This window comes from Parendozoicomonas sp. 2304DJ65-17 (assembly GCF_058148445.1).
Genome location: NZ_JBYVJV010000001.1, coordinates 521,245 through 533,889 on the forward strand (window position 1 = coordinate 521,245; position 12,645 = coordinate 533,889).

Here is a 12,645-nt window from a genome sequence, read left to right on the forward strand (position 1 = left end):
CTAAAAGAATATTAATGCTCTTTTAAACGACGAAATACTTTCATTAACTATTCAGGGCTAAGAGTAACGGTCAAAATATCTGAGTAATTTCCGGCCACTAAATCTGCACCGTTCTCCAACAAAAGCGCCCATAACCGTATATTGGCATCACTACCGCAACCGCTATCCGGCTTTATTGGTTCATCCAACTTTATATTCAACAGCTGTCCGGGAATAAGATCATGCCAAATGGGATCACTGGAGGTTTTACGAAGCCGCAGCCGATAAGGTACCAGAACACCTCCCGGGCCACTGAGATTCATATTGTTCTGGCTCTGTACAGACACCCTCCCCGCCTTAACAGAACTGTATCCGCACACCTGCTGCTGGGCTCCATAAACGCCCCCTGAACCTTTTACCAGTTCAAGGTTTTTTAGCCCCCAGATCCTTAATTGCTCATCAGGGTGCAACGTAATTTGCACATCACCCGATGACCTGGTTCCCTGCTGACAGGTTTGCCCGGAACAAGACGAATAAACACAGTGAGGAATAAAGCACAGCAAAACTAATAACCATCTGTACATGTGCACCCAACCTTCCTGCAGGTTCAGAGCAATGAGAATAGCTTTCTCTGTATAAACATCTTGCAGAATGCGAACCTGTGCCTGAGGCCTGATCAGCATCAATAAAGCTTCCGGGTGATATATCCAAAAGCTTTACCAGTCCTTTAGAATGGCTGAAACGGTTTATATGAAGAACATTATGAAGTGGCTCTGCCTTCCCTTCTCTGCGTTATCCACAGAACAACTTTACGACCTGATGAAGCTACGGGTTGATGTGTTTGTTGTTGAACAAGAATGTGCCTACCCCGAGCTGGATAATCACGACCGCCACAAAGACACACGCCACCTGCTGGGCTATCAAAAAGGTCAGCTGGTAGCCTATATGCGTCTGTTACCGCCCGGTTTAACTTATCCTCAGGTCAGCTTGGGAAGAGTTGCAACTTTGAAGGAAGCCCGTGGCGGTGGTTTGGGGTACCAGCTTGTTGAAGAAGGGCTGAAGCAGGCCAGGCAACTTTGGCCGGGCGAAACAATCAAGATTGGCGCTCAGTCTTACCTGGAAGGGTTTTATCAGAAGTATGGTTTTGAGAAGGTTTCTGAAGAGTACCTGGAAGATGGCATTCCCCATATTGATATGATTCTTAATTAATAAAACACGTCCATAAAAAAGGGCTGCGCTGTATAAAACAGTGCAGCCCTTTTTGTTTTTCAGCTCTATAAAACAACCAGTTCTTTACTTACCTGCACGACGCAAGGCTGCAGGAGTAAAGGTACGGCGCTTAGGACTGAACTCATAGTTCACAGGCTTGGTTTCTTCGTTCACTAAGCCCATGGCAATGTAGCGACCAGACTGCAGATCATACAAAACTTCTGCAGACATACCTGTTGTCCGTGGACCACTCACAAAGGTGTGGTGACCTTCAGCGACGCGCCATAACTGGCCGCGGCCATCATAGTGATCAACAAGAACGGCCTGCCAGGAGTCTTCATCCAGGAACATCACCCGCTTGCCATACACATGGCGGGCATCGTCCTTCAGAGTAGCCTCAACCTCCCAAACACGGTGTAACTCATAACGTGTAGTCGCTGGGTTAAGGTGTCCTTTCTTGATCATCGAATCATATTTAACGTCTTTACTGGCCAGGCGATAAGCGTTGTAAGGAACAATCATTTCCCTCTTGCCTATCAACTTCCAGTTATAACGATCCGGCGAACCATTAAACATGTCCACATTATCGGAAGTACGGGTGCCTTCGGCAGCGAAACCAGGACCATCATAGGCAACTGTTGGAGCACGACGCACACGACGCTGACCAGCGTTATAAGCCCACGCACGACGCGCCTCTTCAACCTGGTCAATTGTCTCATGAACCAGCAGAACATTACCGGTCATACGCGCTGGCGACAAAGCCCTGCGCATAAAGTAGAACAGTACGTTATTGTCTTGGTCTGCATCGAAACCTTCTTGCAGGTAAGAAGGGAACACCTGATAGTCATGCAAGCGCACCGGCATATAATCGCCACTGTTCTGCACAACCATTTGCATAGTAAAGGCTTCATAAGCTCCGCCCTTGAAGCGAGTCAAATGATTCCAGACAGCTTCCAGTCCGTTCTGGGGAACAGGGAAAGGTACTGTCTCATCGAACTTAACTAATCCGTTACCGCCAGGTTTTAACTCAGCCGTCAGTGCATTCTTCTTGGCTGAGCTATAAACCTTTTCGGGATAACTAACTGTACGACGGCTCTTGAACACCGGCACTTTATAAGTTTCAGGATACTTTTTAAGCATCGCCTTCATACCAGGCGAAAGCTTGTCTGCATACTGATCCATATTGGCCGCAGTTATAACATAAAGCGGCTTGTCAGACGGAAATGGATCAATCAAAAAGCCATTGGCGTCCTGAGTCTTGATCAGCTCTCCCGTCCAGGCTGGAATAGTGCCATCAGCATTACCGGCAGTAATAGCGCCAATTGGGGTTAGCTCTTTACCTAACTTTGCAGCTTCCTTTTCTGATACTGCAGCATGGGCACCAAATACCGACAGCCCACCAGCAACAGCCAGAGCAAGAGTCAGTTTTGTCATTGTTCTTTTCATCTGACTTTTCCCTTAGAAACTCATACCAAGATTAAAGGACGCAAAATCCCGGTCTTTTGTTGTGTTGTACTTACCACCCCAGTATTTAGTCACGGAAAGGCCAGCCGTGTATTTGCTCAGATAATCAGCATTCAGAGCTACAGTCAGGGCCTGACGACCTTCAAGGAAAGTACCATTAGCGGAGAAACCATTAACATCATGGGAATAGGCAACACGAGGCTTCAGGTTTATACCGGCAAAGACATCGTTGTATTCAAGCTGACCCAGGATGCGATAGCCCCAGGAATCAGTGGTCACGAAACCTTCATCAGTACATACACTGGCTGTGAGGTTTAACGCTCCATTCGTGCCACATGCAGGTTTTTCACCCAAACCATAGGCGAAAGCCCGGCCATAACGATGTTTGTCAGTAGATGGCAGAGAACCTGTATGTGAGAAACCGACTTCACCCAGCATTGTTAAACGGCTTGCTCCCATAACCTGCTCAAAGAAACGTGCAACTGTAACTTGAGCTTGCAACAGCTCCATCCGGTCATAGCCAGCGACTTTGTTACCAGGCCCTGCTGCTGCTGCACGCTCATTCTCAAGACTTAATCCAGGAACAGCGCCGTTGGTCAAACCAGCCAACAGGCCTTCAACAAGATTGAGCTGAACAGGTGCATTCGGTCGATAACTGATTTCACCAGATACCGAATAATCACCAGCAGACGTAGCAAAACTTAAACCATAAAGGCGAATGTCTTCCGGATACTCTGCCAGGTATTGCCCCCGGTAAAGAGGATTACTGCTGGGCACGTTAAATGCGCTAAGAATTGGTGTACGGCTGTGATAATTAATAAAGTAAACACCGAATTCTGTGTCATTTAATTCGGGAGAATAATATCTGGCAGATACACCAAACTGACCGCCATCACTGGGTGTTTCATCAGCTAAACGATTCAACCTTGTTGTTGGTGTAGCAAAAGCAATCTGGTCTGTTAAACCAGGAGTGTTACCACCGATAGTTGCAAAATCACATCCACCGCCAATAAGGTCACCGGAAGAGAAAAATGTGCCGCAACCATCAAGAACAGTTTTTTCCCACTCCAGCTGATAGAAAGCTTCCACACTGAGGTTATCGGTCAGTGCAAAGTTGCCGTAAACCATATTCACCGGCATAAGGCCTTCTTTAATTTCTGCGCCTGGACGCCGGAATGCGCTCACATCAACAGGGTTGATTTCGTTAATACCGCCACGAATAAATGTACTCTCACCCCAACTGACGACCTGACGCCCGAGACGAAGATCAGTAGGAACATTGCCTATCTCAAAAGCCCCGTAAACGTAAGCATCAAGAATTTCTGCACCAGAGAACTTGGCCAGGTCATCAAAGTGGGAATCATCCAGTTCCTTTGATGTGCGGGTGCTGCCATAACCTGTGGGAAAATGGCCATGCTCAACATTCTTATTCTTCAGGCGGTTGTCGTACCAGTACTTTCCTCGCAGGAAAACGCCGTAGTTTTCATAGGTCAGCGACAGGTCATGAACACCTTTAAAGATTTCAGAAAAGGTTTCACCCTTTTTGAAGTTCAGCTTGCCATCATCACTGGAACTACTGTAACCGGTACCACCATTACCAACAGCAATATTAGTAGAGCTTGGGTCTTCCAGGCTCCAGCTGGCACCAATAGAAAGCTGGGAGTTAAAACTTCCTTCAATATCTCCATGACTGAACTCAATAGCCCCGGCCTGTTGGGCTACCGCCAACGCGACGGCAGACGAGAGCATCAGTGGGCGAACGCCCCTGAGTGTGGTGTGTAACATAGAGTTTTCATCCCCTTGTTTTTATTTTTATGGGGTGTCTCTGGACTAAGCCAGAACTACGACACGGAAATCACTCCGAGGCGGAATGTTTCGAACGCTTTATTATTTTTGCAACAACCTTAGCCTGTTCTTGTTTTTATAAAATGGCCAAACTTGTTAGATATGACTTACAAAATATGACTTTTTAGACAAACCAAACAGTCATTTCCGTCAATACAAAACCTTTTTCTGAACGAAAAGTCAAATTCTGACGATGCTTTACTTTGTGTTTTTTCGTTACTCGCTCAGCCTCTCTACAAGAATTGCACTCCCGGCACCAGCGGCACCACTACTGGCGGCCACTCCCCAACGTAAACCTTTTCGTTCCATTTCTTCTAACAATGTTCCAGCCAATATTGCACCGGTTGCACCTAATGGATGCCCCAAAGCAATACAGCCACCATTCACATTGAGTTTGTCATCTGGAATGTCCAGATCCTTTTGAGCTTTCAGAATCGTGGCTGCGAATGCCTCGTGAATTTCAAACAGATCAATATCGCTGACACTCATGCCCTGCTGATCCAACAGTTTCTTGGTAACAGCCACACAACCGCTAACCACCAAATTGCCATCGTCATTCACATTTGCGAGAGAGACTATGCGAGCTTTGGGCTTTCTGTTCAGCAGTTTTCCAGTCTCTTCAGAACCCACTACCACCAGAGCTGCGCCATCGGCCATCGCTGGAGAGTTACCCGGTGTATGAACATGATTCATTTCATCTAGTTTGTAGACCTTTTCGAACAATGCATCCATCCCTGCTTTTCCAAGCTTTTCAAACGATGGAGATAATGCAGACAGTGCATCCTGAGTCACATCCGGACGATTCACTTCATCCTGCTCAAGAGTGATTTCTTTCACCGGATTAGTCACAGGAACAATGGAAGTAAAACGTTCTTCCTTTTGAGCTTTTGCAGCCTTCCTCTGACTGGACAGGGCAACTTCATCCACATCCTCACGGCTGACGCCGTACAGTGATGCAATCAAATCCGCCCCTATCCCCATTGGAACCATACCCACCTTGGTTGCCAGTGCGATATCCACAAACGGTGCAGGCTTGTCAGACATCATGGGCACTCTCGACATCATCTCAACACCACCGGCTACAACCAGATCATCGACACCAGACATAACTTTCATCGCAGCAATCTGAATCGCATCCATACCAGAGGAACAGTAGCGGTTCACAGTAAGGCCTGGGATCAGGCCTGGCCAACCGGCATTCAGCGTTGATGTTTTGGCTATATTGCCAGCCTGCTCCCCGTGTTGTGTGACACAGCCCAGCACAACATCATTAACATCCTTCGGGCTTACGCTCCCTCTGTTTTCCAGAGCTTTATAGAGCGTCGTCAGGAGATCCAGCGGATTGATATCATGCAATCCGCCACTTTCTTTGGCGATACCTCTTGGTGTTCTTACCGCATCGTAGATATAGGCTTTTTTCATATTTTTATTCTTTTCATTAATCAAACAATTCAAACTGCTGTGCAGCTTTGAAAATCACCAGTCTTCCATGGTTTCAGAAAGAATATCTCCGGGTGCCCAGCATCCGTGGAAACCACTGGGAACCTGCTGAGGAAGAATAACTCTTGCCAACGGCCCCTTTTCCATATCCTGAGCATCGTAAATCTGAAACTCCCCGCGCTTTTCCTGAAGGTCATTCACAAGGGTGACAACATAACCATCATCTTCACTTTGAGAATTATCTCTGGGAGCAAAAGCAGGTTCAGAGCCAAAGCGGTAATCGCCAAACTTGGTACGCTGAACAGTTCCCTGCTCGATATCGTATTTCACAATACTGTCGAACATGGTGGTTGGCGCATCAGCGAAACCTACGTGATAACTGAAGCGACTCTTGCGGCCATAGTAACGACTATTAATAACCGGGAATTCCGTAAGAATGTCGTGCATCGGTTCTTCTGTCGCCTGACCGGTTTTCAGATTAAAACGGTAACGCACGTAAGTCGGATCAATCTTCAGCCAGGCCAGCAAGTTCCCGTATGGCCCAGGCATTGAACTGGTTGGTTCTGGCGTATGGGTTTTGCATGCATCCATAACAATTTCATCGCCTTCTTCCCAAGCGTTGATCATGTGGTAGATGTAGGTTGGATCGCACTCAAACCAGCGAATAGCACTTCCATCTCCATAGCGTGGAATAACCCCAAACCGTGAAGACAGCTCAGGATAGAACTCCACTTTCTGAATATCCTTCTTCAACAGTTCCGGATTCCAAAACAAAGGGAGGTCCATCAGAACGGTATAGTTTTCCGTTATCGCTAGAGTGTGAGGCAGGCGAGGCCCGGGAAGATCAATCGCAGTGAAATGCTTTAACTCACCAGTTGGTGCCAGCACACCGTAAGTCATATAGGGAACCGTGGTGCCGTAATCGAAGAAGATCAGCTCACCAGTATGTTCATCCACCATTGAGTGAGCAGAAAGACTTCTGGCTCCCATGCCTTTTAAATCGATCTTGCCGGTTGTTTCCAGCGATCGAGGGTCAAGCTGATAAGCCTCCCCACACTGGTAAAACATGCTCAACAATTTTCCATTGAACAAAACCACATCAGTGTTGGAAGAGTCCTTCAACCCTCCATTCGAACCCCAGCCCTGAATATTCCGATCCGGGCGATCAATCAATCCTGGCCAAATCGCTTTTTCAGCTTCAGCTTCCCGCTTCAAACCATCAGTTTGCACCCAGCGATTCCGGTAGGTTGCCTTGCCATCACGGACTTCTACGCCGTGCATCATGCCATCACCATCAAACCAGTGATAAACGCCCTGAGGCTGCCAGCGCTGGTTAGGGCCATTGCGTAAATACACACCGGTCATGTCTTTGGGGATTTCGCCAATCACTTCCAGTTCATTGGCTACAATTTCCCGGGAAACGGGAGCATGGGTATTTTCAAGATATGGGTTTCCGTGGGTATCCAGCACCCGGGAAAGTTCACTCAGAACATTAAGCATGACGATGCCTTCTTATTTTTATAGATCTACGAGTACACATCACGTCGAACAAAAGCAGCTTGCATTAATAGACTAATATGAATTTCAAAAAAAATTCAACACTTAAGAAAGTCGAAGGGTCTATATTTTGAAAGCTTGAAATTCCATATATGAATATTTAGTCTTTTAATGAAAGCTATCAATCAAAAGAATAATAAGAATGTCTGCCTACTTTACTAAGCACCAGCAAACACTGGAAAAAGCGCTTGACGCCTGCACCAAGCGCTACGCGTGGACTGCCTATCCAGAAAGTCCCAGCAGCAAAATTCATGGCCATGAACCTCCGGCTGCAGGTAAGAAAAACTTTCAGGAGAAACTGAATCGTTCTTTTCCATTTACCACTCCAATGCCAGGAACATCCGGCGAAACTGGTGCCGAACTTTCCCCCTATACCCGCGAACCTTTAGGTATCACCTATCCCAAAGTTGATCCCGAAGAGTTGTTCACTGCAGCCACTTCAGCAATGAAAGAGTGGAAAAAAACCAGCACGGAAACACGTGTTGGACTCTGCATGGAAATTCTGGACAGGTGCGCAGAACAGCTCTTTGAAAATGCCCACGCCACTATGCACACCTCCGGGCAGAGCTTCATCATGGCCTTTGCCGGCAGCGGTGCGAATGCTTTAGACAGAGGACTGGAAGCTCTGGCTTATGCCTACAAAGCGATGAAAGATATTCCCGAATCTGCCAGCTGGGAGCGACGCTTTGGCAGCGATGGCACAGCAACTCTGGAAAAGGAGTTTCGCCTTATGCCGGTTGGCGTGAGCGTAGCGGTTTGCTGTGCGACCTTCCCTCTCTGGAATGGTTATCCGGCACTTACGGCCAGTCTGGCAACTGGTAATCCGGTGATTATGAAACCTCACCCTTCAGCTATTCTTCCGGTTGCTCTTGTTGTTGAAGCCGCACGCTCTGTTTTGAAAGAAACCGGATTTGATCCAAACCTTGTCACTATGGTGGCAGATACCCGCGAGCAGCCAGCAACCCTACCTCTACTACAATATCCGGATACAGCCATCATTGATTTCACTGGCAGCCCAACCTTTGGCCAGTGGATAGAAGACAATTGCCGCCACGCCCAGGTTTATACAGAAACCGCTGGCTGCAACTCCGTGGTGATTGAATCCACAAACGACTTCAAAGGGATGACCAAAGCCATCGCTCACTCGCTTTGCCAGGCCTCTGCACAGATGTGTACCAGCGTTCAAAACATCCATATTCCTGAGCAAGGCATTCTGGTGAATGGTGAACAAGTCCCCTTTGATGAAGTTACTGATATGTTGGTTAGCGCTGTTAACGAACATCTTGAAGATCCAAAGATGGCGGCATTCCTGTGCGGAACCCTGGTTAACGACGAAATTTACGCAACCCTTGACCGAGTAGAGGGGCAGGGAAAACAGAGAGGCAAAATCCTGCGGGAATCCGGCCCCTATAATCACCCGGAATTTCCCAATGCCAGAACTGCCACGCCTTTGATGATTGAGGTGACACCAGAAGAAAAAGACCTTTACCGGAGCGAACTGTTTGGCCCGGTATCTTTTCTTATCAAAGGCAATAATGCGGATACATGCCTGCAGGAAGCCACAACCGATGCCAAAGAGTGCGGAGCCATCACCTCACACGTTTATTCCATCAACGATGATTTTCTGGAAAAAGCACAGGATACCTATAACGATGCGGGAGCCTCTGTTGCCTGCAACCTGATGGGTATGCCTATCAACTTTGCTGCTGCATACAGCGATTTCCATGTTACCGGCCTTAATCCAGCAGGCAATGCCTGCCTGACTGACCTGGCTTTTGTTACCCGGCGTTTTCGAGTCGTACAAAGAAAAAAGCCTGTTATTAAATAAAAAGCTGTAGGTAACGGAATGACAGATGTATTTATTGCAGGCATAGCCCAGACACAACTGGGCAAGTTTCCTGAACGGTCTGTAAAAAACCTGACCGGAGAAGCCGTTCTGGGTGCATTGCAGGATGCCGGTGCAGATATCACCGATATTCAGGCAGCCTGGTTCAGTAATACCCGTCAGGGAGCATTGGAAGGCCAGAATACAATTCGCGGCCAGTGTGCTCTTCGCCCACTTGGCATTCAGGGCATTCCTGTGACCAATGTTGAAAATGCCTGTGCTTCTGGCTCTACAGCATTACTGCAGGCAGTGGCACATATCAAGGCCGGCATGTGTGATGTTGCGCTTGTTGCCAGTGGCGAGAAAATGTATTTCCCGGATCAACGGGACAAGATGTTTAAAGCCTTTACCGGTGGCACAGATATTTATCGCCTTGAAGAATTTCGTGAGTCGATCTCTGGCATGGGGAGTTCGTTAATTCCTCCAGAGTTTCGAAATCAAGATACCGGCCAGCGCAGCTTTTTTATGGACAGTTATGCCGCTCTGGCACGACTGCATATGGAAACCTTTGGCACCACCCAAAAACAAATCGCACATGCCGCCTCTAAAAACCACCAGCACTCAACACTCAATCCTCTTGCTCAATACCAGCATGCGGTGAGTGTTGAAGAAGTGCTCAATGAACGATTAGTCAGCTGGCCTCTGACTCTACCCATGTGCGCACCGATTTCAGACGGTGGTGCTGCCACTATTGTTTGCTCAGAAAAACAACTGCACCGATTCAATAAGAGCCGGGCTGTTCGTATTCGCGGTATAAGCCTGGTCAGTGGCTCCAGTCGCCCACCAGCAGACTTCCATAATCATATTGGCCGTATTGCCAGCCTGCAGGCTTATGAGCAGGCTCAACTCGATCCAAAAGATATTGATCTGGCAGAAGTGCATGATGCAACGGCCTTTTCAGAAATCCAGCAGATCGAAAACCTGCAACTTTGCCCTATTGGCGAAGGCGGTGCTTTCACAGAGCAAGGTCATACAACTCTTGGTGGGAAAACACCGGTCAATACATCTGGCGGATTGGTTTCCAAAGGCCACCCTGTGGGTGCTACAGGCATCATTCAACTCTATGAGCTGGTGACTCAGCTGCGTGATGAAGCTGGCGCAAGACAGGTTGAAAATGCACGTATTGCTGTGGCCGAAAATGGCGGCGGTTTTTATGAGTGTGAAGAAGCTGCCACCGTTGTCACTGTGCTTGAAAGGTGAACGATGAATAACTTCTCAAGCCCTATTGATGCTCTGTACCAGGGAAACAAAATAAACCCTTACGGCATTGCCGTTCAGGATTCCCAAGGGCAACTCACCTACTCAGAACTTGTCTTGCAAGTTGAAGCTCTGGCACAAGGCTTACAAGCCATTGCCCCAAACAACTCCCGAGTTGGGCTTTGTGCTCAGAATCATAACAATCATGTAGTCGCCTATCTGGCAATTCTGGCTGCAGGGCTGGTTTGGGTTCCCATCAATCCCAAGAATGGTTTATCGCTGAATAAAACTCTGATTAAAAAGGGCAATGTTTCACTGATTATTGCTGATCAAAAAAGTCTTAAAGAATTACCTGATGGCCAGCATAAGATCTTACATTTGGATTCTGCAGAGCAACCCAGCTGTCAGGGGCTGATTCAGCAGTATAAAGAGACACCGTTTCAACCAGTTCAGGTTTCCCCTGAAACAATTATGGCCATCAAATTTACCGGCGGCTCAACAGGAGAACCCAAAGGAGTTATGCAAAGCTGCGGCAATATGCTGGCCGTTATGCAGGGACTACATGAGCTGTACGCTTTTCAAAGTGTTGACCGAAACCTTGCTGTTGCACCTTTAACTCATGGTGGATCGCATTATGTGTTGCCTGTGCTGGCTGCGGGTGGCAGCCATATCTTGTTGGAGCAGCCTGACATTCGCAGCATTCAGCAAGCATTCCAGCAACAGAAAGCGTCCGTTTGTTTTATGCCGCCGACGCTGATTTACAAACTGCTGGACGCACCGGGAACAACTGCTGAAACCTTCCCTTATCTGCGGCATTTAACCTATGGTGCAGCTCCCATGTCTGGCAAGCGTATTGAACAGGCTATAAACCTGTTTGGCTCCAAACTCTCAACCGTTTATGGACAGACAGAAGCGCCATTGCTGATAACGGCACTTCCTCCTGAGGATATGGCTACTCCTGCTCTACAGGCTTCGGTAGGCAAGGCAGCGGCCAACTGCAAAATAGCTGTTTTCGATAAACAGCATCAGCCAGTATCTTTGGGAGAAACCGGAGAGATAGCCGTTAGCGGAGATATCGTTATGCTCGGCTATTTAGATCAACCCGAAAAAACATCTCAAACTTTTGTGGACAAGACATCAGAAAAGCCGTGGTTACTTACCGGAGATCTGGGATACATCAACAAAGATGGCTATCTGTTTATAAAAGGGCGAGTCAGTGACATGATTATTTCCGGTGGTTTCAATATCTATCCCGCTGAAGTTGAGAACGCACTGACCGCTATCCCCGAAGTAAGCGAAGCTGTCGTATTTTCTGTTGAAGATGATTACTGGGGTGAAAGGCTCGAAGCCACTGTTTGCTTCATAGCAAACGCCCAGCTTAACGAACAGGAAATACAGGCAACCCTCAAAGAAAATCTTGGCGCAGTCAAAACACCCAAGTGCATTCATATTCTTGAATCATTGCCAAGAAATCCTGTTGGAAAGGTGGTTCGCAGAGATATTCAGCAACTGATTTATCCCCTGCGTAAACAAAAGCCAAAACAAGAACAACTCAAGGCAAACGGATGATCACCGAATCGACTGACACGCGACGCTTAATTAAAGAGATGTCTGGCCTTGAGCGGCTCGAATATTTTGAATCTCTGGAACAGCGCTTTGGCATGGCCGACAACCTTGGCTATAAAGTCCTTAACTACAGAGAGGGCTACTGGTCATGCACTTACACACCGCAAGAGCACCATGTAAATCTGATTGGTTCCCTGCACGGTGGCATTATTGCCAGCCTGCTGGATACTGCGATGGGCTCAGCGGTGATGACCACTCTGGCAGTTGGTGAAGGCCATACCATGACGGACTTAAATGTGAAGTTCATACGCGCAGTGATGGACTCAGAAGAGCCACTGATTATTGAAGGCCAGATCGATCATGCCGGGCGACGCATGTTTACCACAGAAGGAACAATGAAAACCTCAGATGGAAAATTAGTTGCCAGAGCTATAGCAAACGCGATAAGGCTATGACTACGCAAAACAAACAGCCGTACCTACAAAAATAATAAAAGGCATTAC

10 protein-coding genes are annotated in these 12,645 nt (G+C 47.6%); 5 read left to right on the forward strand and 5 right to left on the reverse strand.

Translation table 11 applies throughout. The features are described from left to right. Positions 1 to 47: 47 nt before the first annotated feature. A complete protein-coding gene (locus ACY2RR_RS02410; protein WP_490106543.1) occupies positions 48 to 662 on the reverse strand; it encodes a hypothetical protein in 615 nt (204 codons plus the stop codon). 79 nt (positions 663 to 741) lie between these two features. On the opposite strand from ACY2RR_RS02410, the gene ACY2RR_RS02415 reads away from it, so the two are divergent. After that, positions 742 to 1,188 carry a GNAT family N-acetyltransferase gene (locus ACY2RR_RS02415; RefSeq protein ID WP_490106544.1) on the forward strand — a complete coding sequence of 149 codons (447 nt, stop codon included), beginning with the start codon at positions 742 to 744 and terminating at the stop codon, positions 1,186 to 1,188. A gap of 84 nt (positions 1,189 to 1,272) precedes the next feature. Here the strand turns inward: ACY2RR_RS02415 and ACY2RR_RS02420 are convergent, their stop codons facing one another. From ACY2RR_RS02420 to ACY2RR_RS02435, 4 genes are all read right to left on the reverse strand, one after another. Then, on the reverse strand, positions 1,273 to 2,634 hold the full coding sequence (locus ACY2RR_RS02420; RefSeq protein ID WP_490106545.1) for a DUF1329 domain-containing protein: 1,362 nt from the start codon (positions 2,632 to 2,634) through the stop codon (positions 1,273 to 1,275). Positions 2,635 to 2,646: 12 nt separating this feature from the next. Then, positions 2,647 to 4,437, reverse strand: a complete 1,791-nt coding sequence (locus ACY2RR_RS02425) for a DUF1302 domain-containing protein (protein WP_490106546.1) — start codon at positions 4,435 to 4,437, stop codon at positions 2,647 to 2,649. A 276-nt stretch (positions 4,438 to 4,713) separates the two neighbouring features. Continuing rightward, entirely contained in the window at positions 4,714 to 5,919 is a 1,206-nt protein-coding gene (locus tag ACY2RR_RS02430) for an acetyl-CoA C-acyltransferase (protein WP_490106547.1), read from the reverse strand. 54 nt (positions 5,920 to 5,973) lie between these two features. Further along, the gene (locus ACY2RR_RS02435) at positions 5,974 to 7,437 is read right to left on the reverse strand and encodes a carotenoid oxygenase family protein (RefSeq protein WP_490106548.1); all 1,464 of its coding nucleotides are present in this window, start codon (positions 7,435 to 7,437) and stop codon (positions 5,974 to 5,976) included. 199 nt (positions 7,438 to 7,636) lie between these two features. Here ACY2RR_RS02435 and paaN point away from each other — a divergent pair, with 199 nt between their 5' ends. The 4 genes from paaN to ACY2RR_RS02455 are packed head-to-tail and all read left to right on the forward strand — an operon-like array spanning position 7,637 to position 12,597. Continuing rightward, entirely contained in the window at positions 7,637 to 9,322 is a 1,686-nt protein-coding gene (gene paaN / locus ACY2RR_RS02440; RefSeq protein WP_490106549.1) for a phenylacetic acid degradation protein PaaN, read from the forward strand. A gap of 18 nt (positions 9,323 to 9,340) precedes the next feature. Next, positions 9,341 to 10,579, forward strand: a complete 1,239-nt coding sequence (locus ACY2RR_RS02445; protein WP_490106550.1) for a thiolase family protein — start codon at positions 9,341 to 9,343, stop codon at positions 10,577 to 10,579. A gap of 3 nt (positions 10,580 to 10,582) precedes the next feature. After that, positions 10,583 to 12,145 carry a class I adenylate-forming enzyme family protein gene (locus tag ACY2RR_RS02450; protein ID WP_490106551.1) on the forward strand — a complete coding sequence of 521 codons (1,563 nt, stop codon included), beginning with the start codon at positions 10,583 to 10,585 and terminating at the stop codon, positions 12,143 to 12,145. Next, the gene (locus ACY2RR_RS02455; RefSeq protein WP_490106552.1) at positions 12,142 to 12,597 is read left to right on the forward strand and encodes a PaaI family thioesterase; all 456 of its coding nucleotides are present in this window, start codon (positions 12,142 to 12,144) and stop codon (positions 12,595 to 12,597) included. Before ACY2RR_RS02450 ends, ACY2RR_RS02455 begins: the two co-directional genes overlap by 4 nt. Positions 12,598 to 12,645: the final 48 nt, after the last annotated feature.

What these genes read in the sequence shown, in the direction of transcription:
- ACY2RR_RS02410 (WP_490106543.1), bottom strand. Translation starts at nt 662, where the DNA reads ATGCTGATCAGGCCTCAGGCACAGGTTCGCATTCTGCAAGATGTTTAT.
- paaN (WP_490106549.1), top strand. Translation starts at nt 7,637, where the DNA reads ATGTCTGCCTACTTTACTAAGCACCAGCAAACACTGGAAAAAGCGCTT.
- ACY2RR_RS02415 (WP_490106544.1), top strand. Translation starts at nt 742, where the DNA reads ATGAAGTGGCTCTGCCTTCCCTTCTCTGCGTTATCCACAGAACAACTT.
- ACY2RR_RS02420 (WP_490106545.1), bottom strand. Translation starts at nt 2,634, where the DNA reads ATGAAAAGAACAATGACAAAACTGACTCTTGCTCTGGCTGTTGCTGGT.
- ACY2RR_RS02430 (WP_490106547.1), bottom strand. Translation starts at nt 5,919, where the DNA reads ATGAAAAAAGCCTATATCTACGATGCGGTAAGAACACCAAGAGGTATC.
- ACY2RR_RS02435 (WP_490106548.1), bottom strand. Translation starts at nt 7,437, where the DNA reads ATGCTTAATGTTCTGAGTGAACTTTCCCGGGTGCTGGATACCCACGGA.
- ACY2RR_RS02445 (WP_490106550.1), top strand. Translation starts at nt 9,341, where the DNA reads ATGACAGATGTATTTATTGCAGGCATAGCCCAGACACAACTGGGCAAG.
- ACY2RR_RS02450 (WP_490106551.1), top strand. Translation starts at nt 10,583, where the DNA reads ATGAATAACTTCTCAAGCCCTATTGATGCTCTGTACCAGGGAAACAAA.
- ACY2RR_RS02425 (WP_490106546.1), bottom strand. Translation starts at nt 4,437, where the DNA reads ATGTTACACACCACACTCAGGGGCGTTCGCCCACTGATGCTCTCGTCT.
- ACY2RR_RS02455 (WP_490106552.1), top strand. Translation starts at nt 12,142, where the DNA reads ATGATCACCGAATCGACTGACACGCGACGCTTAATTAAAGAGATGTCT.